The organism is Pseudomonas rhizoryzae (assembly GCF_005250615.1).
Taxonomy (GTDB): domain Bacteria; phylum Pseudomonadota; class Gammaproteobacteria; order Pseudomonadales; family Pseudomonadaceae; genus Chryseomonas; species Chryseomonas rhizoryzae.
Genome location: NZ_SULM01000001.1, coordinates 527483 through 552998 on the forward strand (window position 1 = coordinate 527483; position 25516 = coordinate 552998).

General features: G+C 64.9%; 25 protein-coding genes and 2 riboswitches. Of the genes, 15 read left to right on the forward strand and 10 right to left on the reverse strand.

Annotation, left to right across the window (positions count from 1 at the left end; translation table 11 throughout):
• The first annotated feature begins 6 nt into the window (after positions 1–6).
• The 3 genes from FAZ11_RS02345 to FAZ11_RS02355 all read left to right on the forward strand — a co-directional run bounded on the left by FAZ11_RS02345 (position 7) and on the right by FAZ11_RS02355 (position 2273).
• On the forward strand, positions 7–258 hold the full coding sequence (locus FAZ11_RS02345) for a DUF1127 domain-containing protein (protein WP_058771977.1): 252 nt from the start codon (positions 7–9) through the stop codon (positions 256–258).
• Between the two features lie 228 nt (positions 259–486).
• The gene (locus FAZ11_RS02350; protein ID WP_058771976.1) at positions 487–948 is read left to right on the forward strand and encodes a hypothetical protein; all 462 of its coding nucleotides are present in this window, start codon (positions 487–489) and stop codon (positions 946–948) included.
• Between the two features lie 125 nt (positions 949–1073).
• Positions 1074–2273 carry a winged helix-turn-helix domain-containing protein gene (locus tag FAZ11_RS02355; protein WP_058771975.1) on the forward strand — a complete coding sequence of 400 codons (1200 nt, stop codon included), beginning with the start codon at positions 1074–1076 and terminating at the stop codon, positions 2271–2273.
• A 32-nt stretch (positions 2274–2305) separates the two neighbouring features.
• Here FAZ11_RS02355 and FAZ11_RS02360 read toward each other — a convergent pair whose 3' ends face one another.
• Positions 2306–3652, reverse strand: a complete 1347-nt coding sequence (locus tag FAZ11_RS02360; protein ID WP_058762754.1) for a class II 3-deoxy-7-phosphoheptulonate synthase — start codon at positions 3650–3652, stop codon at positions 2306–2308.
• Between the two features lie 112 nt (positions 3653–3764).
• On the opposite strand from FAZ11_RS02360, the gene FAZ11_RS02365 reads away from it, so the two are divergent.
• Positions 3765–4514 carry a spermidine synthase gene (locus tag FAZ11_RS02365; protein ID WP_058771974.1) on the forward strand — a complete coding sequence of 250 codons (750 nt, stop codon included), beginning with the start codon at positions 3765–3767 and terminating at the stop codon, positions 4512–4514.
• Positions 4515–4795: 281 nt separating this feature from the next.
• Positions 4796–6490, forward strand: a complete 1695-nt coding sequence (locus FAZ11_RS02370; protein ID WP_058771973.1) for a DEAD/DEAH box helicase — start codon at positions 4796–4798, stop codon at positions 6488–6490.
• A gap of 90 nt (positions 6491–6580) precedes the next feature.
• Here the strand turns inward: FAZ11_RS02370 and FAZ11_RS02375 are convergent, their stop codons facing one another.
• Complete coding sequence (locus FAZ11_RS02375) at positions 6581–7489, reverse strand: LysR substrate-binding domain-containing protein (RefSeq protein ID WP_058768417.1); 909 nt, start codon at positions 7487–7489, stop codon at positions 6581–6583.
• Between the two features lie 108 nt (positions 7490–7597).
• Between FAZ11_RS02375 and FAZ11_RS02380 the strand changes: the two genes are divergently transcribed.
• Complete coding sequence (locus FAZ11_RS02380) at positions 7598–8182, forward strand: sugar ABC transporter (RefSeq protein ID WP_241495057.1); 585 nt, start codon at positions 7598–7600, stop codon at positions 8180–8182.
• A gap of 1 nt (position 8183) precedes the next feature.
• Positions 8184–9029, forward strand: a complete 846-nt coding sequence (locus FAZ11_RS02385; RefSeq protein WP_058771972.1) for an MBL fold metallo-hydrolase — start codon at positions 8184–8186, stop codon at positions 9027–9029.
• A 9-nt stretch (positions 9030–9038) separates the two neighbouring features.
• On the opposite strand, the gene FAZ11_RS02390 is transcribed toward FAZ11_RS02385, so the two are convergent.
• A complete protein-coding gene (locus FAZ11_RS02390) occupies positions 9039–10421 on the reverse strand; it encodes an adenylate/guanylate cyclase domain-containing protein (RefSeq protein WP_058762757.1) in 1383 nt (460 codons plus the stop codon).
• 200 nt (positions 10422–10621) lie between these two features.
• On the opposite strand from FAZ11_RS02390, the gene FAZ11_RS02395 reads away from it, so the two are divergent.
• Positions 10622–11200: a nitroreductase family protein gene (locus tag FAZ11_RS02395; protein ID WP_058771971.1), complete on the forward strand. Its 579-nt coding sequence runs from the start codon at positions 10622–10624 to the stop codon at positions 11198–11200.
• Here FAZ11_RS02395 and FAZ11_RS02400 read toward each other — a convergent pair.
• From FAZ11_RS02400 to FAZ11_RS02415, 4 genes are all read right to left on the reverse strand, one after another.
• A complete protein-coding gene (locus tag FAZ11_RS02400; protein WP_058771970.1) occupies positions 11163–12536 on the reverse strand; it encodes a sensor histidine kinase in 1374 nt (457 codons plus the stop codon). The two genes, FAZ11_RS02395 and FAZ11_RS02400, sit on opposite strands and share 38 nt — an antisense overlap.
• 54 nt (positions 12537–12590) lie before the next feature.
• A complete protein-coding gene (locus tag FAZ11_RS02405; protein WP_058771969.1) occupies positions 12591–13025 on the reverse strand; it encodes a Spy/CpxP family protein refolding chaperone in 435 nt (144 codons plus the stop codon).
• A gap of 123 nt (positions 13026–13148) precedes the next feature.
• Positions 13149–13826 carry a response regulator transcription factor gene (locus tag FAZ11_RS02410; protein WP_058768422.1) on the reverse strand — a complete coding sequence of 226 codons (678 nt, stop codon included), beginning with the start codon at positions 13824–13826 and terminating at the stop codon, positions 13149–13151.
• Positions 13827–13830: 4 nt separating this feature from the next.
• The gene (locus FAZ11_RS02415) at positions 13831–14415 is read right to left on the reverse strand and encodes a septation protein A (protein ID WP_058762762.1); all 585 of its coding nucleotides are present in this window, start codon (positions 14413–14415) and stop codon (positions 13831–13833) included.
• Positions 14416–14476: 61 nt separating this feature from the next.
• Here FAZ11_RS02415 and FAZ11_RS02420 point away from each other — a divergent pair, with 61 nt between their 5' ends.
• The 3 genes from FAZ11_RS02420 to FAZ11_RS02430 all read left to right on the forward strand — a co-directional run bounded on the left by FAZ11_RS02420 (position 14477) and on the right by FAZ11_RS02430 (position 16814).
• Entirely contained in the window at positions 14477–15349 is an 873-nt protein-coding gene (locus FAZ11_RS02420) for a PHP domain-containing protein (protein WP_058762763.1), read from the forward strand.
• Complete coding sequence (locus tag FAZ11_RS02425) at positions 15346–15975, forward strand: L-threonylcarbamoyladenylate synthase (protein ID WP_058762764.1); 630 nt, start codon at positions 15346–15348, stop codon at positions 15973–15975. Before FAZ11_RS02420 ends, FAZ11_RS02425 begins: the two co-directional genes overlap by 4 nt.
• A gap of 110 nt (positions 15976–16085) precedes the next feature.
• Positions 16086–16814 carry a segregation and condensation protein A gene (locus FAZ11_RS02430; RefSeq protein WP_167497005.1) on the forward strand — a complete coding sequence of 243 codons (729 nt, stop codon included), beginning with the start codon at positions 16086–16088 and terminating at the stop codon, positions 16812–16814.
• Here FAZ11_RS02430 and FAZ11_RS02435 read toward each other — a convergent pair.
• Genes FAZ11_RS02435 through FAZ11_RS02445 form a run of 3 tightly spaced genes read right to left on the reverse strand, consistent with a single transcriptional unit; the run spans position 16805 to position 18050 of the window.
• Positions 16805–17179, reverse strand: a complete 375-nt coding sequence (locus FAZ11_RS02435) for a cobalamin biosynthesis protein (protein WP_058771967.1) — start codon at positions 17177–17179, stop codon at positions 16805–16807. The two genes, FAZ11_RS02430 and FAZ11_RS02435, sit on opposite strands and share 10 nt — an antisense overlap.
• Positions 17179–17853 (reverse strand): CbtA family protein, encoded by a 675-nt coding sequence (locus tag FAZ11_RS02440; RefSeq protein ID WP_058771966.1) that lies wholly within the window; start codon positions 17851–17853, stop codon positions 17179–17181. The genes FAZ11_RS02435 and FAZ11_RS02440 overlap by 1 nt, the downstream gene beginning before the upstream one ends.
• Positions 17854–17864: 11 nt before the next feature.
• Complete coding sequence (locus tag FAZ11_RS02445) at positions 17865–18050, reverse strand: CbtB domain-containing protein (RefSeq protein ID WP_058771965.1); 186 nt, start codon at positions 18048–18050, stop codon at positions 17865–17867.
• 86 nt (positions 18051–18136) lie between these two features.
• Positions 18137–18342: riboswitch (cobalamin riboswitch) on the reverse strand.
• A 220-nt stretch (positions 18343–18562) separates the two neighbouring features.
• Positions 18563–18739, forward strand: a riboswitch (cobalamin riboswitch).
• A gap of 103 nt (positions 18740–18842) precedes the next feature.
• On the opposite strand from FAZ11_RS02445, the gene cobW reads away from it, so the two are divergent.
• The 4 genes from cobW to FAZ11_RS02465 are packed head-to-tail and all read left to right on the forward strand — an operon-like array spanning position 18843 to position 25361.
• Positions 18843–19895 (forward strand): cobalamin biosynthesis protein CobW, encoded by a 1053-nt coding sequence (cobW, locus tag FAZ11_RS02450; protein ID WP_058771964.1) that lies wholly within the window; start codon positions 18843–18845, stop codon positions 19893–19895.
• A gap of 6 nt (positions 19896–19901) precedes the next feature.
• Positions 19902–23651 carry a cobaltochelatase subunit CobN gene (gene cobN, locus FAZ11_RS02455; RefSeq protein ID WP_058771963.1) on the forward strand — a complete coding sequence of 1250 codons (3750 nt, stop codon included), beginning with the start codon at positions 19902–19904 and terminating at the stop codon, positions 23649–23651.
• A gap of 1 nt (position 23652) precedes the next feature.
• Positions 23653–24696 carry a magnesium chelatase ATPase subunit I gene (locus FAZ11_RS02460; RefSeq protein WP_058771962.1) on the forward strand — a complete coding sequence of 348 codons (1044 nt, stop codon included), beginning with the start codon at positions 23653–23655 and terminating at the stop codon, positions 24694–24696.
• A gap of 44 nt (positions 24697–24740) precedes the next feature.
• Positions 24741–25361, forward strand: coding sequence for a vWA domain-containing protein (locus FAZ11_RS02465; protein WP_240043617.1), 621 nt, complete (start codon positions 24741–24743; stop codon positions 25359–25361).
• Positions 25362–25516 lie beyond the last annotated feature (155 nt).

Sequence of the window (25516 nt, forward strand, 5' to 3'; positions counted from 1 at the left end):
TTCACCATGGCTCAACTCAGTTCGCATCACCTTTCGCTTTCCTGCAGCAAATCTTCTTCGCACTTAAGGCTGCGCCTCGCCCAGGTGCGCGCCTGGGTGCAGCGCGCGGTGGAAGTTTCGCGTCAGCGCCAAGCGTTGTATCAACTGGATGATGCTGCCTTGAGCGACCTCGGGTTGAGTCGCGCCGATGCCTGGCAGGAAGCCGACAAACCGTTCTGGAAGCAGCCTGGGGAGGAGGCCGGATGCCACTCCCGCTAGAGTGGGAAGTCTGCCCAAGAACCCGCTTGAGGCGCGCGCTTGGGCACTCATCGTTAAACCGTTCAGCCATGGTGTTCTATGGTTGAGCGGTAATAATAGCTATCTTCGTGGGGTATTTAACTGCGAGATCCCTTCTCCAGCCGTTTATGCGATCATCGCCCGCCAGTAGGCCTTGCATAGTTGTAATGAGCCTGACTTGTTTGCGTCGGCGATGGAGCTGTGTATTAGATGAAACGGATTGCAGCAGGTTTTTTACTAAGCGTATTCGCATCTGTCAGCTATGCCGAAGACCTATCTACCAGTGGCTCGGTGACATTGTTTCTCGTTGAGCTCGATCAGGGATTCGATGCGTCGGCCAAGCCAGAGCGTCTCTCGCAGACGCTGATGATGGTTGAGCAGGCCATGAGTCAATGCCGTAACGATAGAGGCGCCGGCGAAGAGGCGGAGAATATCGCGAAATTGGTGGAGTCCTATCAAAAGAGTCTTGCCAAGTCTCAAGTAAATGTCTCGGCTTATGACTTATTAGACGTACTTCATGGAACCTTGCTTACCGACAAAGAGCGTACTGGCTGGGATTGTAGCGGTATTCTGTCATACTACAAAAAAGCGAGAGAAGGGCTGGTTCTTACCCATATCGGCGGCTACAACGTCGTGCAGGAATATCGAGAGCAAGGCGTTTTCTTCGAATAAGGCGAGTCTGCGCAAGGCCGGCTTTTTTTGAGCGTTTATCCCGTCCTGAATAAGGTTCCAAAGGCATCGCGCCCTTGGCCGATACTGCTAGGGTGGGGAACGACCCTTTACTGTCAGGACTCTGGATGGACAGTCTCTCCCTGCGTGAAGCGCGGCGTCTGGCCTTGCGTGCCCAAGGCTTTGGGGCTCAGCCCAAGGGTGGCGCTGGCTTGGCCGCGCTGTACCGGCAGGCAGCGCGCCTAGGTGTGCTGCAGATCGATTCGGTCAATGCGCTGGTGCGCTCCCACTACCTGCCGTTGTTCAGTCGCCTGGGCCGTTACGCCTTCGCCGACTTCGATGCCCTGGCCTGGGGGCAAGGACGCTCGCGTCGACTCTATGAGTGCTGGGCCCACGAGGCATCGCTGGTACCGGGCGAGGTCTGGGCCGAATTGCGTTGGCGGCGCGACCTGGCGCGCCAGGGGGTCGGCATCTATCGGCAACTGGCGCGCTTCGCCGCGGAGCAGCCGCAGCTGGTGGCCCAGACGTTGGCGGCCGTGGTGGAGCGGGGCGCACTGGGCGCCGGGAGCTTGGCGAAACGGGCCGGCCAGGCCGGCCCCTGGTGGGACTGGAGCCCCAGCAAGCTGGCGCTGGAATGGTTGTTCGCCGCGGGCGAGGTGACGGTGGCGGGTCGGCGTGGTTTCGAACGCCTCTACGATCTGCCCGAGCGAGTTCTGCCCGCGACTATCCTGGCGGCTCCGGCGCCCACGCCCGCGGCGGCGCGCCGAGCACTGTTGCTGCGTAGCGCCCAGGCCCTGGGCGTCGCGACGGAGGTCCAACTGCGTGACTATTTTCGCCTGAGTCCTGCCGAGGCCCGTCAAGGTATCCTCGAGTTGTGTGAGGAGGGCGCTCTGCAGTCGGCTCAGGTCCAGGGCTGGTCGAAGCTCGCCTATGTCGCGGAGGCGCCGAATCCCGGGCGACCGGTGCGCGCGGCGGCGCTCTTGTCGCCCTTCGATTCGCTGGTGTGGGAGCGCGAACGCACCGAGCAGCTGTTCGCTTTCCGCTATCGGCTGGAGCTCTACACGCCGGCGCCTAAGCGGGTCTACGGCTATTACGTCTTGCCCTTTCTCTATCGTGAGCGGCTGGCGGCGCGGGTGGATCTACGTGCCGAGCGAGCGGCCTCGCGCTTGGCGGTCCATGCGGTGCATCTGGAGCCCAAGGGGCTGGACGAGGAGGGACTGGATGCCCTGGCCGGACAACTACGCGGCCTGGGCGACTGGCTCGGCCTCGACGAGGTGCAGCTGCATGGCCCGGCCCGCCTATTACAGGAGGCGCTGGCGCGCCACTAGGTGGTCGCCGCGTCGGCGACCACCCGGCAAACTCAACGGCGGATGCCCTTGAGGGTCTCGGCGATCATGAAGGCCAGTTCCAGGGACTGGTCGGCGTTCAGGCGCGGATCGCAGTGGGTGTGGTAGCGGTCGGAGAGGGCGTCTTCGGTTACCGGGCGGGCGCCGCCGATGCATTCGGTGACGTTCTGGCCGGTCATCTCGATATGGATGCCGCCGGCATAGGTGCCTTCCGCCTTGTGCACCCCGAAGAACTCCTTGACCTCACCCAGCACGCTGGCGAAATCCCGGGTCTTGTAGCCGGTGGAGGCCTTGATGGTATTGCCGTGCATGGGGTCGGAACTCCACAGCACCTGGCGGCCCTCGCGCTCCACGGTCTGGATCAACCGTGGCAGATGGTCGCCGACCTTGCCCACGCCCATGCGCACGATCAGGTTGAGGCGACCCGGATCGTTCTCGGGGTTGAGGGTGTCGATCAGGCGGATCAGGTCCTCACTGGTGGTGGACGGGCCGACCTTGACGCCGATGGGGTTGTTCACCCCGCGCAGGAATTCGACATGGGCACCATCGGGTTGGCGGGTGCGGTCACCGATCCACAGCATGTGCGCGGAGCAGTCATACCAGTCGCCGGTCAGGCTGTCGCGACGGACGAAGGCTTCCTCGTAGTTGAGCAACAGCGCTTCGTGGGCGGTGAAGAAGTTGGTTTCCTTGACCTGGGGCGCGGTGTCCAGGCCGCAGGCGCGCATGAAGGCCAGGGTCTCGTCGATGCGGTCGGCCAACTGGTGATAGCGCTCGGCCAGGGCCGAATTGGCGATGAAGTCCAGGTTCCAGCGATGCACCTGGTGCAGGTCGGCGAAACCACCTTGGGCGAAGGCACGCAACAGGTTGAGGGTGGCGGTGGACTGGTTGTAGGCCTGGATCAGCCGCTGGGGATCGGGAATGCGACTGCCTTCGTTGAAGTCGATGCCGTTGACGATGTCGCCGCGGTAGGCCGGCAGGGATACGCCATCCTGAACTTCCTCGCCGGAAGAGCGCGGTTTGGCGAACTGACCGGCCATGCGGCCGACCTTGACCACTGGGCAACCGGCAGCGAAGGTCATGACCACCGCCATCTGCAGCAGCACCTTGAAGGTGTCGCGAATCTTGCCGGCGGAGAATTCGAAGAAGCTTTCCGCGCAATCGCCGCCCTGCAACAGGAAGGCCCGGCCCTGGGTGACTTCGGCGAACTGCCGACGCAACTCGCGGGCTTCACCGGCGAACACCAACGGCGGATAGCTGGCCAGGGTGCGCTCTACCTCGGCGAGACGGGCTTGATCGGGATATTCGGGCTGCTGCTGGATGGGCAGGCCTCTCCAGCTGGTGGGGCTCCAGGGCGCGGACATGATTCTCTCTAAGTGGATCGACGAAGCCTTCCATGGTAACCGAAGCAGGCCGTAGCGCTCGATAGACAATGCCCATCGCGGCTACCATGGGCGTCAATAGAGGAGGGTGGTCATGACCGCTACGGAAGTGTTGCTGGAAGAGGTCATCGACGACCATGGGCGGATCAGGGTGGTCGAGGTAGGTCCCTATCGCTTCCTCGAATTCGGTGAAGAGGTCGAACAGAGCTGCGTCTTCACCCGCGATCCGGCCTGGCTGGAATACGACTACAATCGCGCCATGTTGCTGGGTGCGCTTTGCCACGTGCAGCCGCGCCGCGCGCTGTTTCTGGGGCTGGGTGCCGGCACCCTGACCCAGGCTTGCCTCAAGTGGCTGCCACTGGAGGCGGTAGAGGCGCTGGAGCTGCGTCCGGACGTTCCACGCCTGGCACGGCAGTACCTAGGGTTGGGCGACGATCCGCGCCTCAGCATCCGCATCGGCGATGCCATGGAATTGCTCGAAGCGGCTTCTGCAACCGATCTGATCTTCGTCGACCTCTATACCGACGTCGGTCCGTCCAGCGCCCACCTGGCCTGGCGCTTTCTGGAAGACTGCCAGGCCAAGCTCAATCCGGATGGCTGGTTGGTGATCAACCAGTGGAGCGCCACCGACGGCAAGCCGCTGGGCGCTGCGCTGTTGCGCGGCTTGTTCCGCCATCACTACTGGGAATGCCCGGTGGTGGAGGGGAACGTCATCCTGCTGGTGCCGGCGAGTCTGGAGCAGTCGTTGGACGAGGCGGGCACCCGGCGGCGCGTCCGGGACCTGGCGGCGCGAGCCGGCTTCGATCTGGAGCCGTATCTCGATACCCTGCGTGCGGCAACCTGACCTCTAGATCGCCCAAGGTTCTCTGGAGAAATGTCCAGGGTTCGGGTATTATTCGCCCCGGTCTTTTTGACCTTCCGTTCAGGAACTGCATTTTCCCGGTCCGCCGCCTTGGCCATACCGGTCGTGCGTTCGCCCGACGGCGAACAATCCTAGACGCTACACCCCTTTTTCATCCGCTATTTCGCAAAAAGCTCACACCTTGGCTGCCTGGGCGACTTCGGTCATTCGGATAAGCGCAGCTCTTGGCTTTGGGGTCTTTGCGAAGCACACGAGGCAAGACAATGACCCAGGACACCAGCAATTTCGCTGCGCTCAATCTCAATCCCGCCATCCTGGCCGCCATCAAGGCCGTTGGCTACGAAGAGCCGTCGCCCATCCAGTCGCAGTCGATCCCGGTGATCCTCGCCGGCTATGACATGATCGGCCAGGCCCAGACCGGTACCGGCAAGACCGCAGCCTTCGCCCTGCCGCTGCTGTCGAAGCTCGATCCGTCCCGCCGCGAACCCCAGATCCTGGTGCTGGTTCCCACTCGGGAACTGGCCCTGCAGGTAGCCACCGCCTGCGAAACCTATTCCACCGAGATGCCCGGCGTGAAAGTCGTGGCGCTCTACGGCGGCGCGCCCATGGGGCCGCAGCTGAAGTCCCTGCGCATGGGTGCCCAGGTACTGGTCGCCACCCCCGGTCGTCTGTGCGATCACCTGCGTCGCGACGACAACCTGCTGGCCACCGTCCAGCACCTGGTGCTCGACGAAGCCGACGAGATGCTCAAGCTGGGCTTCATGGACGACCTCGAATTCATCTTCGAAGCCATGCCGGAATCCCGCCAGACCGTGCTGTTCTCGGCGACCCTGCCGCCGTCGATCCGCGCCATCGCCGAGCGTCATCTGAAGGAGCCGCAGCACGTCCGCATCGCGGCCAAGACCCAGACCGTCGCCCGCATCGAGCAGGCCCACTTGATGGTCCACGCCGACCAGAAGCCGGCCTCGGTGCTTCGCCTGTTGGAAGTGGAGAACTTCGACGCCCTGATCGCCTTCGTCCGCACCAAGCAGGCGACCCTGGACCTGGCCGAGCTGCTCGAGCGCCAGGGCTATCGCGTCAGCGCCCTGAACGGCGACATGCCCCAGGCCCAGCGTGAAAAGGTCATAGAATCGCTCAAGGACGGCTCCCTGGACATCGTGGTCGCCACCGACGTGGCCGCCCGTGGCCTGGACGTGGCGCGCATCACCCACGTCCTGAACGTGGACATGCCCTACGATCCGGAGTCCTACGTGCACCGTATCGGCCGTACCGGCCGTGCCGGTCGTGAAGGCCGCGCCCTGCTGCTGGTCACCCCGCGTGAGCGCCGCATGCTGCAGGTCATCGAGCGCGTCACCGGTCAGCGCGTGGGCGAGATCCGCCTGCCCGACGCCGAAGCCGTACTGGAAGCCCGTATTTCCCGCCTGGCCGATGGCGTGGGCTCGCTGCTGGCCGATGCCGATGCTACCCATGGCGCGCTGCGTCAGGAACTCTGCGAGCGTCTGCAGTGCGATCCTTCGACCCTGGCTGCCGCGCTGCTGGCCAAGCTGACCTCCGGGCGTGCCCTGGACATCGAGTCCGTGCGCCGTGAGCAGCCGCTGACCCCCGGCGCCGGCCGCAGCGATCGTCCGCGTACCGAGCGTGGCGATCGTCCTGAGCGTGGCGAGCGCGGTGAGCGTCCGGATCGTGGCGAGCGTCGCCCGATGCAGCCGCTGCCGGAAGGTCGCGTCCGCTGCCGTACCGCCCTGGGCGCCCGCGACGGTATTGCCGCCAAGAACCTGCTCGGCGCCATCATCAACGAGGGTGGCATGGATCGCGAGGCCATCGGCCGCATCCAGATCCGTGACTCCTTCAGCCTGGTGGAACTGCCCGAGGAAGGCCTGGAGCGTCTGCTGACCAAGCTCAAGGATACCCGCGTCGCCGGCAAGGCCCTGCGCCTGCGTCGCTATCGCGAAGATTGAGATTCCGGCCGAATGTCGGCCTTCTCAAGCAAAACACGGAGCGCCCGATGCCCTGCATCGGGCGCTTTGCTATGTAAGGACGGTTGGCATCTAATCCGCTAGGGCCTGGGGCGCGTTCGCCGCCTTGGCTTCCTCCAGTATCCACTGCGCGAAGGCACGAAGTGGCGGAGCACTCAACTCCAGCGCCTGAGGCAAGACAAGACAGAAGGTCTTGCCGACCGTTTGGCCTTCTGGCCAGGGCGCGACTAGGCGGCCTTGCTGAATGTCAGCTTCGACATAGAGCCGTGGCACGAGCGCCACGCCCAAGCCGGCCAAGGCTGCTTCAAGGAGCATGGCATGCAATTCATAGCGTGCGCCCACGGCGGGATGGGTCAAGTGAATTCCGGTTTCTTCGCCATAGCGCTGCCAAGCATCCAGGCTCTGCCGCCGATGCAGGCGAGGAAGCTGGTCCAGAGCGGGCGACGGCTGATTTTCCAGTAGTTCGGGATGACAGACGGGGGTCAACAGCTCTTGCCACAGCGGATAGGTATGCGCGCCCTGCCAGGCCGGATGAACGTAATGGATGAAAGCATCGAAGCCACTGCCTGCCAGTACGAAGGGCTCCAGGCGTTCGGCCAGATGTATCGTGATGTGGGGATGCTGGCGCTGGAAGCTTAGCAGGCGCGGAATGAGCCAACGACAGGCGAACGTCGGCAGACTGGCGATATCCAGGGCGATGCTGTCTTTGGATTGACCCCGTAGCGACTGACTTTCATGCTCCAGCCGGTCGAGTATCTCGCGGACCTGTCGAGCGTAGCGCTGGCCAGCGGGTAGCAGCCTGACTCTGTTGCCAACTCGTTCGAACAGGGTGACATCCAAGAAGGACTCTAATCGACCGATCTGCCGGCTGATCGCTCCCTCGGTCAGTGCCAGCTCGCTCGCCGCCCGCACGAAACTTCCATGGCGCGCTGCCGCTTCGAAGGCAAGCAAGGCCGAGTTGCTGGGTAGTTTGCGCCGCATGGGAAGCCTCAGTCTGATTCCTACGATCTTCTCATCGGGTTCACCTTGATCTTCAGTCAATGAAGGGTGCCGATAAGTCGTTATTCAGTGACTGAGTACGAAAATACCATGATGGAAAATCAACCTGAACAGGCCGTTATGGCCAAGAGGTGCTCGATGATCTATCTGGTCGAATGTGATTTCAGCGATCCTGTCCGAGAGGCGGAATGGAACGCTTTCTATGATCGGACGAAGTTGCCCGCACTGCTGTCGGTCGCAGGGTTCCATTCCTCCCAGCGCTTCAAGCGGTGGGGACAAGGAGGGCCCGCATACCTTGCCATGCATTCGGTTGAGGGGCTCGCGGTGTTGCAGGGCGCAGACTATCGCCTCAAGGGAGGGGGGAATTTCGCTGAATGGCAATCCCACATCTGTAACTGGAGACGCAATCTCTATGCAGGGCTCGCCAATGCGCCCGCCGTTGGCCAAGACGAAGTTCTGGTGCTGAGCGCGACGGGGGCCGAGTCTCTTCTAGGCCTCGGATTGGACCCCACGCCGTTGACAGCGGTCGCGCTCGATAAAGCGCCAGGCAAATGCTGGTCTGCTACGGCGAAGGCTTGGGCGATCTGTGCTGGATCCTTGCCGGAGGATGTCTGGTGCTATACGCCGCTGACATCTCGACTGATGGCGGCACAGACCACTGGCTCGGGAGACTGAAATGACCAGCAGAAAGTCTTTGCCGTGTCGGCGAGTGGGGGAGTTCTTGATCGTCACGTTGAGCGGCGGATCTTTGCCTATCGGTATGGATTCTTTGGCCAATATCGATGCCGACGTCGCTTTCGACTTGCAGAGCCAGGCTGATGATATCGCGCCTGGATCGATTCATCTGAATGCCTATCTGGTCCGTGGGCAGGGACGCAATGTACTGATAGATAGCGGTCTGGATCACCAGCAGTTGGTAGGCAGCTTGGCTGAGCTGGGTGTGACTCCTGCCGCCGTGGATACCGTGCTCTTGACCCATGCCCATCCCGATCATGTCGGCGGCCTGCTCGATGAAGCTGGAGCCGCTGCCTTTCCCAACGCCGAGCTCGTGCTCGATCAGCGCGAATTCGAGTTCTGGCAAGACGATGGACCTTTCGCCCGTGCCCTGGGCCGATCCCGCACCAACTTCCTGATCGCCCGCCGGGCCTTTGCTGGCTATGCCGGAAGAGTGCGTACCGTGTCGGCGGGAGCGGTTTTGCCTGGAATTCAGGCCGTGGATCTGGCCGGGCACACGGTTGGGCATACCGGTTACCGACTCGAATCGGCGGGTCAAAGTCTACTCGTCTGGGGGGATGTCGTTCACTTTCCCGGGGTGCAGGTGGCATGCCCGGAAGCGACCGTGCGATTCGATCAGGATCCTTCGCGTGCCGTGGCTACCCGCAGGCGGATATTCGACCAGGTCAGTGACGAGGGAATTCTGGTGGCTGGTATGCACCTGGGGCAGCCCGGTTTCGTGCGTATCAGGCGTGCCGGGGACCGCTATCAACTGCTTGGCGACGGGGTTGAAGTCGCTAGCACTTGAGTCTTGTGGCTAGAAGATCACCTTGTCGCGCAGCTTCTCGGCGGCCAATTGCAGCGCCTGGATGACCCGTTCCTTGTCGTAGTTCTGGATATTGTTGGTATCCAGATACATGGAGAAGCCGGGCAGTTCGTGCTCGACGTAGCTGGGCGAGGCACCGAGGTCGCGGCGGAAGTCCACCACCTGGTAGATCTGCACCGGCTTGCTGAAGCCCTTGACGGTGATCTGGCTCTTGTCGCGGCACATGATGGTTTCCTTGACCAGCGAGTAGGTCTCGTGGCTGATCAGGATCTCGCCGGCATCGGCGGCGTTTTCCAGGCGGCTGGCGAGATTCACCTCGCGGCCGATGATGGTGTAGTCCATGCGCGTGCTGGAACCGAAGTTGCCGACCGTGCAGTAACCGGTGTTAAGGCCCATACGAATTTCCAGGGGCTTGTTGATGCCCTGGCTGCGCCACTGTTGGCGCAGCACCTTCATGTGCTTGCGCATGGCGATGGCCATGGATACCGCGGCCACGGCGTCCTTCTTGGCGCCCTGGCTGTTGGCGTCGCCGAAGAACACCATGACGCTATCGCCAACGAACTTGTCGATGGTGCCGCCGTATTTCACGGCGATCTTCGACATCTCGTTGAGATAGTTGTTGAGCATGTCGGTGAGGGCCTCGGCCTCGAGTTCTTCCGACAGCTCGGTGAAGCCCTTGATGTCGGAGAAGAACACCGTGATCTTCTTGCGCTGGGTGCCCAAGGCGATGTGCTGCTTGCCGGTGAAGATCGATTCCCACACCTGGGGCGAGAGGTACTTGGCCAGGTTGTGTGCCAGGATCGCCGACTTTTCCTGCTCGCGCTTGAGGTCATCGTTGATCTGGATGAGACGCTTGCGCTGCCGGTGCAGGAAGTAGCCGGTGCCCCAGAGGTGCAGCATGGTGCCCACCACGCTGGTGACGGCCACCAGCAGCGGACTGGTCAGGTCGACGCCCTGGAAGAAGGTGGCGCTGCCCAGCGCCGCGGCGCTGGTGGCGAACAGCAGGCAGAGTCCGAGCAGGCGCGGGCCGCCGCGCAGCATGCTGGTATAGCCGAGCATGATCAGCAGCATCAGCGTGGGCATCAGCGGAAAACGCAGCACCACCGCAGCCATGCCGACATGAATGGCATCGATGGCGGCGAACAGGATATCGGTCTGGGGGCCACGATCGCGCCTGAGTTTCAGGCTGAGGGTCTGGGCCAGATGCGGATAGAGCAGGGCGTAGGGGATCAGCCACCAGCCGACGGGGTTGGCCTGGGTGTAGTAGCCAGCGGTAACGCTGGCGGCGGCGATCAGATAGGCGAACACCCGAGCGTAGTAAACGCCCAGGCTGTCACCGGAAGCAGCCAGGAACCGGTTGAGCGCAAACTTCATCTGACGGGTCCGTTTCGTGAAAGGCGAGAGGTCGGGATAACTCCGTTCGCGACGATGAAAGCGGCCGGGTTTTCAAGCTGTGGCGATCTTAGCTGAGAGCTTGGGTAGCGGCCAAGGATGTCACCCAATCCACTCGTGTGACATCGAAAATCGGGCTCCGTCCTTAGGGTACACTGCGACATTTCCACAGGAGTGACGCCATGGATGCCCTTGAGGCCCTTTGCAATCGCGTATCGGTCGGTCGCTTGACCGAGCCGGGTCCCACTGCCGAGCAATGGGAGTTGCTCCTGCGCGCCGCGGACCGGGCGCCGGACCACAAGCAGCTGCGTCCGTGGCGAATGATCCTGGTGTCGGGCGATGCACGGATGGCCCTGGGCGAACTTTTTGCCGAAGCCTTGCAGCGTCGCGAACCCGAGGCGGATGCGGCGGCCCTGGACAAGGCCCGGAAGATGCCGCTGCGTGCACCTTTGGTGATCGCCGTGATCGCGACCCCCCAGGAGCACCCCAAGGTACCGCTGCAGGAGCAAGTCATCACGGCGGGCTGTGTCGCCCACGGCCTGGTCAATGCGGCCTTCGCTCTGGGGTTGGGCGCGGTGTGGCGTTCCGGTGACTTCAGCTACGATCCCTGGGTCCTGAAGGGCTTGGGACTGGCCGATGCCGAGCAACTGGTGGGCTACATCTATCTGGGCACGCCGGAAGTGGCGCCGCGGGTACCGGCGGCCAGAAGCCTGGATGATCGAGTCAGCCATTGGCCAGGACCGGCCGCAACGGCAGGGTGACGGTGGCGACGAAGCCGCCTTCGGCATGATTGGCCAGGTGCAGGTCGCCGCCGTGCCGCTGCACGGCGCGGCGGGCGATGGCCAGGCCCAGACCGTAACCGGTGGCCTGCTGGTGGTCCGCGCGGAAGAAGGGCTCGCCCAGGCGTGGTAGATCATCGGCCTTGACGCCAGGGCCGTGGTCGCGGACCTGGATACGGATCTCGCCGTCGACGGGCGCTGCCGAGATGACGATGGGCTGCGCCGGCGGATTGAAGCGCAAGGCATTGCGCAGCAGGTTGTCCAGCGCTCGCTCCAGCACATCGGGCCAGCCGTCCAGCTGCAGCGCTATGGGTACGTCCAGCTCGACCCGCTGTTGCGGCGCGGTGAGCTGGGCGTCTTCGACCAGGCCACTCAGCAAGGGATGCAAGTCGACCTGCTCGGGCGGACCGGGGTCCGCTTCCTGGCGGGCGAGGGCGAGGATTTCGCCGATCAGGGTTTCCAGGCGATCGCATTCCAGGGTCAGGCGTGGCCACATGTTGCCCAGGTCATGGGGATCCGAGCGCTCGGCCAGGGCCAGGGCGATACGCAGTCGTGCCAGCGGCGAGCGCAGTTCGTGGGAGACGTCGCGCAGCAGTTGTCGCTGGCTGTCGATGAGGCGCTGCAGATGGGCGCCCATGCGATTGAAATCCTCGGCCAGCACGCCCAGCTCGTCCTTGCGGCGCGCCAGGCGTGCCAGGGTGTCCTGCTGGTAGGCGGTCTGGCCGAGGTCGTGCACGGCGCGGCGCAGATGATTGAGCGGGCGCGTCAGGCTCAGGGTCAGCAGCAGGCTGAAAAGGGTCAGAACCACGGTGGCGATGGCCAGCAGGCCGACCGGCCAGAACAGGCTCTGGCGGCGCCAGGCACCCAGTTCGGGGGTGGGCAGGTGGTAGATGAACAGATAGCTCTGGCCGTTGGGGCTGGTGTATTCGTCGGTCAGGCGTCGCCAGGGCAGCGGGCGATTGGGATCGCGGGCGCCGGGGCCGGTGCGCTGCAGGCGCTGTGGTTGGTCGAGATCCTGGTCGAAGATCCGCGGTGGCAGGGTGCCGCGCACCAGGGGCGAACCGTTTTCGCCCAGCACCAGCACATCGATGCCGTAGCGGCCCTTGCGTTGTTCGAGGAGGGCCTGGGCGGCGGCGGGACCGTCGTTTTCATAGCGTTGCACCCATTGTTCGGGCAGGTCACGCAAGCCCGGATGTTGCGCGAGGATCCAGGAATCCTGGTCGGCCAGGTGGCCGAGGAGCATGGTCAGGCCGACGGCGGACAGAATCGCTAGCCAGAAGGTGGCGAAGATGCGCCAGAAGAGGGAGCGAAAAACCATGCACTGGCCTTGTTCAGACGCTGCGCCGAGGACTCTCGGCGCAGCGCACGGGGTTTACGAGGATTTGTGGTCTTGCTTCCACTGCTGGAACTCGGCCCATTCCTTGGCGTGATCCTCACGCTTCTTCTCCATTTCGTCGAAGCGCTTCTGCTGGTCGGGCTTGAGCAGCGCCCGAATGGCCTGGCGAGTCTTGTCGCGATTGCCGCCGAGCTGGTCGTGCAGTGCCTTGCGTTGATCCTCGGGCAGCTTGTCCAGGTAGCTCTTGACGATCTCGCGCTCTTGCCGGCGTTCCTCGCCCATCAGCTTGCCCACCTGCTCGCGTTGCTCGGTGGTGAGCTTGAGCCCGCGCAGGGGGCCGCCGCCATGGGGACCACCATCCATCATCTTGCCGGGGGGCGGTGGCGTGACGTCGGCGCTGTCCTGGGTGGCGGCCAAGGTCAAGGTCGGCAGCAGGGCGGTGAACAGGACGGCGGGGATGAGTTTGCGCATCTGGAAATCTCCTTGGGATGGCCGGTGCAGCACCGGATGAGCCCAGTCTAGGAGCGGGGGAGTCAGGGGCAGTCAGCGGAGGTAAAGAGGGGGTAAAGGCCTGCGCGTATCGGCGGGGCGAGGCTAAACGCTGTAGTAGTAGCCGCGACCGCGCAAGGCGAGGATGCGTGGGCGACCGTCGGCATGGTTGCCGAGTTTGCGTCGCAGATTGCTCACGTGCATGTCCAGGCTGCGATCATAGAGGGTCAGCTTGCGTCCCAGGGCTGCCTGGGCCAGGGCCTGTTTTTCCAGGGGTTCGCCTGGCTGGCGCAACAGGGCTTCGAGAATCCGGCTTTCGGTGAGGGTAAGGGTGATCTCGGTTTCGCCGATGTTGGCGACACCCCGCGCCAGACTCAGGGACAGATCGCCCAATTGCACGCGGGCGGCGGGCTGCACCGGATGGCTGCGTCTGAGGATGGCTCTCAGGCGAGCGGTCAATTCACGCGGATCGCAGGGCTTGGCCAGATAGTCGTCTGCGCCCAGTTCCAGACCCAGAATCCGATCCAGCGGCTCGCCACGACCGGACAGCATGAGCACCGGCAACTGCGGATGATCACTGCGCAGCTGCTTGAGCAGTTCCAGGCCACTGCCGTCGGGCAGCATCACGTCGAGTACCACCACGTCGGGCGTGGCCTCGCGCAGGTGCCGGCGAGCATCGGTACCGGCATGGCAGGCGGTGACCTCGAAGCCTTCCTGTTTCAGCCAGGCACCGAGCAGATCGCACAATTCCTGGTCATCGTCGATCAGCAGAATCTGACTCATGGCACTAGTCTCGCGGTTCATCCATGGGTTGCAGATGGCGCGCCAGATACAAGCCCTGGCCGAGCATGAAGACCAGGGTCATCGCCAGGCTGCCGAATACCTTGAAGTCGACCCAGAAGCTTTCGTAGGTGAAGGCCACGTAGAGGTTGGCGCAGCCACAGACGATGAAGAAGACGATCCAGGCGATGTTCAGGCGCGTCCAGATCGGTGCCGGCAGCCTGACCGCATGGCCGAGCATGCGCTGGATGAGCGGCTTGTCGCCGATGAAATGACTGCCCAGGAACGCCAGGGCGAACAGCCAATTCACCACTGGCGCTTTCCACTTCAGGAAGGTCTCGCTGTGGAAGGCCAGGGTCATGCCGCCGAACACCAGGCAGGCCGCCAGTGTCAGCCATTGGCCTTTTTCCAGGCGACGTTGGGTCGCATAGATGGCGCCGTAGACCACCAGCGAGGCAATGATGAGCACGGCCGTGGCGCTGAAGATGCCGCCCAGGGTGAAGGCGTGCCCGGCGAATTCCACCGGACGCGGATCGAGCTTGTAGACGAGGAAGAACAGCAGGAGGGGGATGAAGTCGATGAATTGTTTCATTACCGCAGCCGATAGCAGTGCATCGCGGCATAATACCCGATGAAGCCGGAGGAGAAAGCCCATGCGTGTCGACTTGCACTGTCATACCACCGCGTCCGACGGCGCCTTCGCGCCCGCCGAGGTGGTCAGGCGTGCCCACGAGCGTGGCGTCCAACTGCTGGCGATTACCGATCACGACACCCTGGATGGCTATGCCGAAGCGATGGCGACGGCGGAGAGCCTGGGAGTCAGGCTGCTGTCGGGAATCGAGATGTCCTGTACCTGGGGTGGTGCGACGCTGCACGTGCTGGGCTATAACTTCGCGCCCGACTCCCCAACGCTGATCGCGGCGCTGAATGCGTTGCACGAGGGTCGCTGGGAACGCGCGCGGGAAATCGACCGGCGGCTGGCCGCCAAGGGTATGCCCGGTACCCTGGAAGGTGCCCGGGCGGTGCAGATGGCCCTCGGTGATAGCCGTAATGCGCCGGCACGACCACATTTCGCCGAATACCTGGTGCAGGCGGGTCACGTCGAGGATAGGGGCGATGCCTTCCGCAAGTGGCTGGGCGGTGGCAAGCTCGGCGACGTCAAGCAGCACTGGCCGACCCTGGCCGAAACCCTGGACACGCTCAAGGCGGCCAAGGCCTGGATCAGTCTGGCGCATCCACTGGCCTACGGTTTCACGCGCACCAAGTTGCGCAAGCTGATTGGCGAATTCGTGACCGGCGGTGGCCATGCCATCGAGGTCGTCAATGGCGTGCAGCCGGCCGAGCAGGTCGGCACCCTGGCAATTCTGGCGCGGGAATTCGGTCTGATGGTGAGTGCGGGCAGCGATTTCCACGCCCCGGCCGACTGGTCGGAGCTGGGGATGTACCGCCCGTTGCCCGAAGATCTGCCGCCACTCTGGGCGCGCTTCAGTCAACCGCTGTACCCACAGAATCGGGAACCCCAATGAGCCAGTTCATCGAGATTCATCCGCAGAATCCCCAGCCGCGGCTGATTCGTCAGGCCGTGGAAGTCATCCAGTCCGGTGGGGTGATCGCCTATCCCACCGATTCGTCCTATGCGCTGGGTTGCCGTATCGGTGAGAAGAGCGCGGTGGAACGCATCCGTCGCATCCGCCAGCTCGACGACAAGCACAACTTCACCCTGGTGTGCTGCGATCTGTCCGAGTTGGGCATCTACGCCAAGGTGGACACCAGTGCCTTCCGCCTGCTCAAGGCTTACACGCCCGGGCCCTACACCTTCATCCTCAATGCCACCCGCGAAGTGCCGCGCATGTTGCTGCATCCCAAGCGACGCACCATCGGCGTGCGGGTCCCCCAGCACCCCATTACCCTGGCGCTGCTGGAGGCCTTGGGCGAGCCGCTGATGAGCGTGAGCCTCATCCTGCCAGGGGACGACGAGGCCCTGGGCGATGCCTGGGAAATCCGCGAGCGACTCGAACACTTCGTCGATCTGGTCATCGAAGGTGGCCCTGGTGGACTGCAGCCGTCCACCGTCATCAGCCTGGCCGACGACGAGCCGGAGGTCATCCGGGTGGGGGCCGGGGATCCGACGCCCTTCCTGATCGAAGCATGAGCGAGGCTCTCGATGCCCAGTTGCTCGAACCCGAGCAACTACGGCTGGCACTGGTCTATGGCGAGGCCTTCACCGAGCTGCCCCAGGACCTCTATATCCCGCCGGATGCCCTGGAAGTCTTTCTCGAAGCCTTCGAGGGGCCGCTGGATCTGTTGCTCTATCTGATCCGCAAACAGAACATCGATATCCTCGATATCCCGGTCGCCGAGATTACCCGGCAGTACATGAGCTATGTCGAGCTGATGAAGGCTGTGCAGCTTGAGTTGGCAGCCGAATACCTGCTGATGGCCGCCATGCTGGCGGAGATCAAGTCGCGCATGCTGCTGCCCCGCGCCGAGGGGCTGGAGGCGGAGGAGGAAGATCCACGCGCCGAATTGATCCGCCGTCTGCAGGAATACGAGCGCTTCAAGAAGGCCGCCGAAGACCTCGACGAGCTGCCGCGCGAAGGCCGCGACTTCGTGGTGCCGACGCTGCCGGCGCCCGAGGCCCGGGCGCGCAAGCTGCTGCCGGAAGTGGGGCTGGGCGAGTTGCTGCTGGCCATGGGCGAGGTGTTGCGCCGCGCGGATCTGTTCGAAAGCCACCAGGTGACCCGCGAGATCCTGTCCACCCGCGAGCGCATGAGTCAGGTGCTGGAACGGTTGAAGGATGGTGCCTTCGTGCCCTTCGTCGCCCTGTTCACCCTGGAAGAAGGCCGTCTCGGGGTGGTGGTGACCTTCATGGCCATCCTCGAGCTGGTCAAGGAATCCCTGGTGGAGCTGGTGCAGAACGAGCCCTTCAGCCCCATTCACGTCCGCGCCCGGGTCAGCGGCGCCGCCGCGGAAGAAGGGCTTCAGGCGTAGGCCAGCGCCGCCGTGGCCGCGGCGCTCTTGCGTTTGCTCACTAGTAATCGCGCCTTTGCGCCAGCCGCCAGGAGGGCGGCGGCTTCGGCGATGCTCGGACTGCCGGTGTGCTGCAGCGCAATAGCGCTGGCAGAGGTGGTGCCGGGTCGAGCGGCCAGGTGGTCGGCCGGAAAGCCCCATAGCGGCAGTTGCCAGAGACGCGCGAGTTCCTGCAGACCCGGCTCTTCCAGCCGTGCATCCAGGGTAGCGAGCGCCGTAACTTGGTCGACCTGGCAGCCTGCTTCTTGCAATACCGCCTGGGCAAGCTCGGCCAGTTCCTCCACTGAACAACCCCGGCGGCAGCCGAGGCCTAGTATCAGGGTCATCAGGCGCGGCTGCTCTGGCGCTGGAACAGCCAGCTGCAGGCCAGGCCCAGTACCAGCCAGAACGGCAGGTTGCTCGCCAGCACGGCGATCTGGAAGTGTCGCTGCAGCTCTTCTGGCGCCAGGCTGGCGTGTTCGACCGGCTGCGGGGCGCCGAGCAGATGCGGCAGGACCAACAGGCCTAGGGCGGCGATCTTGAAGCCGGGGTGACGGGTGAAGACCAGCAGGGCAAGGGCGCCCGCCGTGGCACCAGCGGTGCTGATCCACCAGAGCTGGCGCAGGGTCAGGTCGGCGGCGACGGTGCCCGGCAACTCCGGCGGCAAGCCGAGACTGGGGGCGAGACAGAAGGTGGCATAGCCGGCCAGACCCCAGAACAGCCCCTGATGGACGCGCGTCGGACCGCGCAGGTTGAGCAAGCCAGCCAGCACCAGGCCGAAGCCCACTGCCACCACCAGATTGCCGCCGAAGGTGGACAGGGTGCGTGGCCAGCCATCCGCGGGTGACCAGGCTGCTTCGCCATGGTCATGGTGTTCGGCCATGGACGGTGCCTCGGCCTGGACCTCGTAGGTTTCCGCCTGGAGAATCAGCGGTGTCATCCAGAAGGCTTGCAGCACACTGAGCAGCAGGGCGGCCAGCAGGCCGGCAACGCCAGCACTGAAGGCAATTCGCTGGAACATGTCGAGCTCCTCTAGTGGCAGGGAAAGCCTTCGCTGTGGCGGGTGTCGTGGGCGCCGTTGTGCAGCGCCTCGACATGGGAGAAGCCGGACAGGTATACCAGGCTCAGGCCGAGGAGACAGGCTAGCAGGGTGGCGGTCAGGCGCTGGGCACGGGTATGGGTCTGGGGCAGGGTGGCGGCGGAGCGGGCGACGGTCATGGCAAGGCCTCGGAGTCGAAGCGGCAGGGACGCGCCTAGGCAGCGAGCCGCAGGCGGCCGCCGTCCAGCACGACCGCCCACCGCGGGTTGCTTGAAAGCGACAGGCCGGTCTCCGGACTTACGAGGATTGCAGGCTGCAATTACCAGGATCGCCTTCCCCAAGCTTGCCGGCCGGGTGGCATCGTGATCCTGCGCTCGTCTACCGTTGCGGGGGCAGTGCCGGACTCGGACCGGCTTCCCGTTTCACCGCGACCCATGGCGGAGTCGCGACACCTGAAGCAAGGTTCAGCAGACCATGGGCGTCGTCCGCCGGTCAAGCCTGTTCGATTGACACCCCGGCGGGGCACTCGTAGCCTGTCGGGCTTCGAGGTGCTCTAAGAGCCTGTCCATAATCTGCTGCGCGTCGGCCCAACTGCGTTGAAAACGCCCTGGTTCGCCAGCCCGGTCGGAATGCTCATTTACCCTGTGTAAACTCCAGCTTCCTAAGGGTTTTCTGCCTTGTTGGTCTGTAGCTCACGAGATTATGAACAGGCTCTATGCAAGAGCTTGAAAGGGAACGCGGTGCGATACCGCGGCTGCCCCCGCAACTGTAAGCGGCATTTCTGCCCCTCCACTAGGCCACTGCTCACGCGGGAAGGCCGGAGTAGGGCGCCGCGAGCCAGGAGACCTGCCTCGCCAGTTTCCCATACGCAACCGGGCGGGGTGATCCGGGCTGCCATCAGGGCCTCGCCAGCGTGCGAGCGTCCGGCATGCCTGCCCGTCCTCTTTACGCTTTCTACCTAAGGGCAGCCCATGAAAACCCTGGCCAAGACCCCCGTCACCATCGTCACCGGCTTCCTCGGTGCCGGCAAGACCACGCTGCTGCGCCACATGCTTGACCACGCCGAAGGCCGCCGCATCGCGGTGATCGTCAACGAATTCGGCGAGCTGGGTATCGATGGTGAAATCCTGCGCCAGTGCAGCATCGGCTGCACCGAAGAAGAGGCCCAGGGCCGCGTTTTCGAGCTGGCCAACGGCTGCCTGTGCTGCACCGTGCAGGAAGAATTCTTCCCGGTGATGAAGGAGCTGGTGGCGCGTCGCGGCGACATCGACCACATCCTCATCGAGACCAGCGGTCTGGCCCTGCCCAAGCCGCTGGTGCAGGCCTTCCAGTGGCCGGAGATCCGCAACGCCTGCACCGTGGACGCGGTGATCACCGTGGTCGACAGCCCGGCGGTAGCGGCTGGGACCTTCGCCGCTCACCCCGAGCAGGTGGACGTCCAGCGTCGCCAGGACCCCAACCTCGACCATGAGTCGCCGTTGCACGAACTGTTCGAAGACCAGTTGGCCAGCGCCGACCTGGTGATCCTCAACAAGACCGACGGTCTGGACGCCGAGGCCCTGGCGCGAGTGCGTGCCGAGGTGAGCGAAGAATTGCCGCCCGCGGTCAAGGTGGTGGAGGCCAGTCGTGGCGTGCTGCCCTTGTCGGTGCTGCTGGGCTTGCAGGCCGAGTCCGAGGCCCATATCGACAGCCGTCCGACCCACCATGACCTCGAAGGGCACGAAGACCACGATCACGACGAATTCGATTCCTTCGGTGTCGAGCTGCCCGAGGTGGCCGAGGCGACCTTGCTGGCGGCCCTGGGCGAGGTGGTCAAGACCCATGGCGTGCTACGGGTGAAGGGCTTCGCCGCCATTGCCGGCAAGCCACTGCGTCTGCTGGTACAGGGCGTCGGCACCCGCTTCGACAAGCACTTTGACCGTGCCTGGCAGGTGGGTGAGGCCCGCAGCACCCAACTGGTGCTGATCGGTCAGGAGCTGGATCAGGCGGCCATCACCGCCCAACTGCGCGCCGCGGTGGCCTGAGCCTAGATGCATCTGCTGCGTACCCAGCCGGGCGGCTTCGTCCCGGACGACGGCATCGCCCATCTGGCGCAGACGCCGGGTGAAATCGTCGTCCTTTGCAGTGGCGATTCGCACCTAGCGCTGCTGGCCGAGGCCACCCGCACCCTGGATGCCGGCTATCCCAGCCTGCGTCTGGCCAATCCCATGCAGCTGCAGAACCACGCCTCGGTGGATCTCTATGTCGAGGAGGTACTGAGCCAGGCGCGGGTGGTGTTCATCTCGCTGCATGGTGGCCAGGGTTATTGGCGCTACGGCATGGAGCGACTGGCGGAATTGGCCGCCCGGGGACTGACCCTGATCGCGGTGCCCGGTTGTGACCGGCCCGATCCGGAGCTGATGGCCCTGGGGACGGTGGCGCCCGAGCTGGCCGAACGGTTGTGGCGCTATTTGCGCCAGGGCGGCCTGGCCAATGCGCGGGATTTCCTGCATTGCCTGGCGGCCGAATGCCTGGGTGCGGACTATTCTTATGAGCCGCCGCGGGAGTTGCCGCGAGTCGCGGTCTACCAGGCGGAAGGCCTGGGCCTTGAGGGCTGGCGTGCGACCTGGCGACCGGATTGGCCGACTGCGGCGCTGCTGTTCTATCGCACCCATCTGCAATCGGCTAACACCGCCTTCGTCGACGCCTTCTGCCAGCAACTGCAGGCCCAGGGCCTGAATCCGCTGCCCATCGCCGTGGCCAGCCTCAAGGAGCCCGCCTGCCTGGCCGAGGTGGAGCGGCTGCTGGACGAGACCGAGGCGGCCCTGATCCTCAATACCACGGGTTTTGCCCAGTCCAGTCCGGAGCGACCGAATCTTGCGCCCTTCCGCCGACCAGTGCCGGTGCTCCAGGCCATCTGCGCCCAGGACAATCGCGAGCGCTGGCTGGAGAATCCCCAGGGCCTGGGCGCCCGCGACCTGGCCATGCACATCGCCTTGCCGGAGCTGGACGGGCGCATTATCACCCGACCCATCAGCTTCAAGGGCCTCGCTTGGCGCTGTGAGCGCAGCCAGAGCGACGTGGTCAACTACCAGGCCGATGAAGAGCGCATGGCCTTCGTCGCCCGGCTGGCGCGCAACTGGGTCGAGCTGCAGCGACGCCCAGCGGCAGACAAGCGCATCGGCCTGATCCTGGCCAACTATCCGACTCGCGACGGCCGCATCGGTAATGGTGTCGGCCTGGATACCCCGGCGGCGGCGCTCAAGGTGCTGCAGGCCTTGCAGGCCGCGGGCTATCCGGTGGCCAATTTGCCGGAGAGCGGGACCGCCCTGATCGAGCGCCTGCTCGGTGGCGTAACCAATGACAGTGCCCTGCGCGATCTGCGGCCGGCCTTGCAGAGCCTGAGCCTGGACGACTACCAAGGCTTGTTCGCCCAGCTGCCGCAAAGCCTGCAGCAGGCGGTGACCGAGCGTTGGGGCGGGCCCGAGGCCGATCCCATGCATCGGCGTGGTCGCCTGATGGTGGCCGGGGTGCGCTTCGGCCTGACCTTCGTCGGCATCCAGCCGGCCCGTGGCTATGACGTCGATCCCGCCGCGGTCTACCACGATCCGTCGCTGGTACCGCCCCATGGCTATCTGGCCTTCTACTTCTGGCTGCGTGAGGTCTATGGCGCCCAGGCGGTGGTCCACCTGGGCAAGCACGGCAACCTGGAGTGGCTACCGGGCAAGGGCGTGGGAATGTCCGCCGAGTGTTGGCCGGACGCCATCCTCGGACCGCTGCCCAATGTCTATCCCTTCATCGTCAACGATCCGGGCGAGGGCGCCCAGGCCAAGCGACGCACTCAGGCGGTGATCATCGACCACCTGATGCCGCCGCTGACCCGCGCCGAAAGCTACGGCCCGCTACGCGATCTGGAGCGCCTGGCCGACGAATACTATGACGCCAGTCTGCTGGACCTGCGTCGCGCCACCGAACTGCGTGGCGAGATCCTGCGACTGGTGCGCGAGACCGCTCTGGACCGCGAGCTGGGCCTGGTCATCACCGAGGATCCGGACAGTTGGCTGCCGCAGCTGGACGCCTATCTCTGCGATCTCAAGGAGTCCCAGATCCGCGACGGCCTGCACGTGTTCGGCGAATCGCCAACCGGACAGCTGCGCCGCGATACCCTGGTAGCGCTGCTGCGGATTCCCCGTGGCGACGCCCAAGGCGGTAACGCCAGCCTGCTGCGGGCCCTGGCCAAAGACCTGCAGCTGGATTTCGATCCCCTGGCCGCCGACCTGGGCGAGCCCTGGCAGGGCGTGCGTCCGACCTGCCTGGCCAGGCTTTCCGCCGAACCTTGGCGCACCCTGGGCGATACCCGCGAGCGCCTGGAGTTGTTGGCTCTTGCCCTGGTAGCGGCGACGGTGGATGACGAGCCTCTGCCAGTGGCACTGGACGATCTCCCCATCACGCGTCCCGTGCTGGAGCACCTGGCGGCCCAGGTGGCGCCGGCTTTGGATGGCTGCGGTCCTGCCGAACTCGGTGGACTGCTGGCGGCGCTGGACGGTCGCTTCGTTCCGGCCGGTCCCAGTGGTGCGCCCAGTCGCGGCCGATTGGACGTGCTGCCCACCGGGCGCAACTTCTTTTCCGTGGACGTGCGCAACCTGCCGAGCATGACCGCCTGGCGCCTGGGCTGGCAGTCGGCCAACCTGCTGCTGGAGCGGCATCTGCAGGAGGAGGGCGACCATCTGCGCCAACTGGGCCTGTCGGTCTGGGGTACGGCGACCATGAGGACCGGCGGCGACGACATCGCCCAGGCCATGGCCCTGCTGGGCGTGCGTCCGGTATGGCAGACCGGCAGCGCCCGGGTCGAGGACTTCGAGATCCTGCCGCTATCGCTGCTGGACCGGCCGCGGGTGGACGTCACCCTGCGCATCTCCGGCTTCTTCCGCGATGCCTTCGGCGGGCTGGTGCGGCTGTTCGATGCCGCCGTCCAGGCGGTGGCCGCGTTGGACGAGCCGGATGACCTCAACCCGCTTGCCGCCCAGGTCCGTCGCGAACGCGCCGAATTGGAAGCCGCCGGGGCCGAGGCCGACCAGGCGCGGCGCCAGGCCGGCTGGCGCATCTTCGGCGCCCAGCCTGGCGCCTATGGCGCCGGAGTCCAGGGCGCGGTAGAAGAGCGCCAATGGCAGGACCGCAGCGAGCTGGCGACCGCCTATCTCAATTGGGGCGGCTACGCCTATGGCGCCGAAGATGAGGGCACCACTGCCCGTGATGAATTTTCCCGGCGTCTGGGCCGTCTGCAGGCGGTACTGCAGAATCAGGACAACCGCGAACACGACCTGCTCGATTCCAACGACTACTACCAATTCCAGGGCGGCATGCTAGCCGCCGCCGAGACCTTGAGCGGCCAGCGCCGCGCCAGCTACTTCGGCGATCATGCCCAGGCCGATCTGCCCCGTATCCGTACCCTGAAGGAAGAGCTGGGTCGGGTGGTGCGTTCGCGAGCGGCCAATCCCAAATGGATCGCCGGCATGAAGCGCCACGGCTACAAGGGCGCCTTCGAGATGGCCGCTACCGTGGACTACCTGTTCGGCTTCGGTGCCACCACCGAGCTGGTGGAGGATCATCAATACCAGCAACTGGCCGATGCTTACCTGCTAGACGGTGACACCCGCAGCTTCGTCGAGCGCCACAACCCCGAGGCGCTGCGCGACATGACCGAACGGCTGCTGGAAGCCCAGCAACGCGGCCTCTGGCAAGAGCCCGGCGACTATCGCGAAGCCTTGGAACAGCTCCTGATGGATATGGATGAAGCCTGAGATGACCGCCCCTGTCTTTCCCCTGGCCGCCGTGGTCGGCGCGGAATCCTTGAAGCTGGCGCTGTGCCTAAACGCCATCGATCCCCGTATCGGCGGGGTGCTGATCGAAGGGCCACGCGGCATGGCCAAGTCCACCCTGGCGCGCGGCCTGGCCGACCTGCTCGGTGGGGGCCCCTTCGTGACCTTACCGCTGGGCGCCAGCGAGGAGCGTATCGTCGGCACCCTGGACTTGGACGCCGCTCTCGGCGAAGGGCGCGCGCGCTTCGCCCCTGGGGTGCTGGCCGCCGCCGATGGCGGGGTGCTCTATGTCGACGAGGTCAACCTGCTGCCGGATCACCTGGTGGACCTGCTGCTGGACGTGGCCGCCAGCGGCGTCAACCGGGTGGAGCGTGATGGCATCTCCCACGAGCACGCCTCCCGTTTCCTGCTGGTGGGCACCATGAATCCGGAGGAGGGCGAGTTGCGCCCGCAGTTGCTCGATCGCTTCGGCTTCGCCCTGGCGCTGGATAGCCGGCCCGCACCGCGCGAACGGGCCGAGATCCTACGCCGGCGGCTGGCCTTCGATAGCGATCCCGCGGCCTTCGTCGCTCAGTGGGAGACCGCGCAAGCGGAGTTGCGCCAGCGCTGCGCTCAGGCGCGCGCACGCCTCGCCACCATTCCCCTGGATGATGCCTCGCTGGACACCATCACCGAGGGCTGCCATCAGGCCGGTGTCGATGGCCTGCGCGCCGACCTGGTCTGGCTGCGTGCGGCTCGGGCCCACGCCGCCTGGCGCGGTGGCGCCTCCATCGAACACGCCGACATCGCCGCCGTGGCCGACTTCGCCCTGCGGCATCGTCGCCGGGATTCAACCGCCGCCCCGTCAGTAATACCACCCCTAAAGGATGAGTCACCTTCCTCCACACCGGAGCAGGAGACAGGTAATCAACAAGGCAGGGACGAGCCTGAGCTTCCCGGCGGTGCAGGTGATGCCTGGGGGGCTCTGGCGCCCGACCCTATGGCGAGTGGTCCGCGCCGTCGGCTGGGCGTGGCAAAAAAGCCCTAGGCATCCGATCCACCCACACCGCGGATCGTGATGCCCAGGCCGGGGTGGGCAGGACTGCGGGTGGCCGTCAGGGTGCCCGTACAAGGGGCGAAGAGGGCGCCATCGCCTGGCTGCCAACCCTGCTGCGCGGTCGTCCACAGCGGGCTGCTGATTTGGTTCGCCAACCGCGTAGCCGCCGTCCGGCCCAGCTCTGGTTGGTGATCCTCGACCATTCCGCTTCCACCCGCCGGCATGGTGCTCTGGCCCAGGCCAAGGGCCTGCTGGTCGATTGGTTCGAGCAAGCCTATCGGCAGCGAGTAAGAGTCGCTGTGCTCCAGGCGGCCGGCGAGCGGCCGGAATGGTCCTTCCAGGGGCAACGCAGTGGTCAGGCGCTACAGGCCTGGCTGGAGACCTTGGGCGCAGGCGGTGGTACTCCATTGCTGGCCGGGCTGGAGGAGGCCCGGACGTGGCTCGAGCGGCGCCGACGTCAGCAGCCGGGCGAGGAGTGCCAACTGCTGCTGGTTACCGATGGTCGGCTACGAGATCTGACGGGATTAACGGTGCCCGCTTGCCGGACCTTGGTACTGGATATCGAGCTTGGACCGGTTCGGCTGGGGCGGGCTACGGAGCTCGCCCGTCGTCTGGGGGCGGAGTACCGGCACCTGGAAGAGGTGCCGGAGATCTAGCCAGGCTGTTGGGCTTCGCTGCGCTCAACCCAACCTTGTATCTCTCCTGGGTAATGAGATTAGCTACCTCATTACCCGGAGCCGGCTGAGCACCTACCCAACCTGAGCACTCGATGCTGTTTCGTAGAATGTGCCTGCCGGCTCCCTTTCTCCAC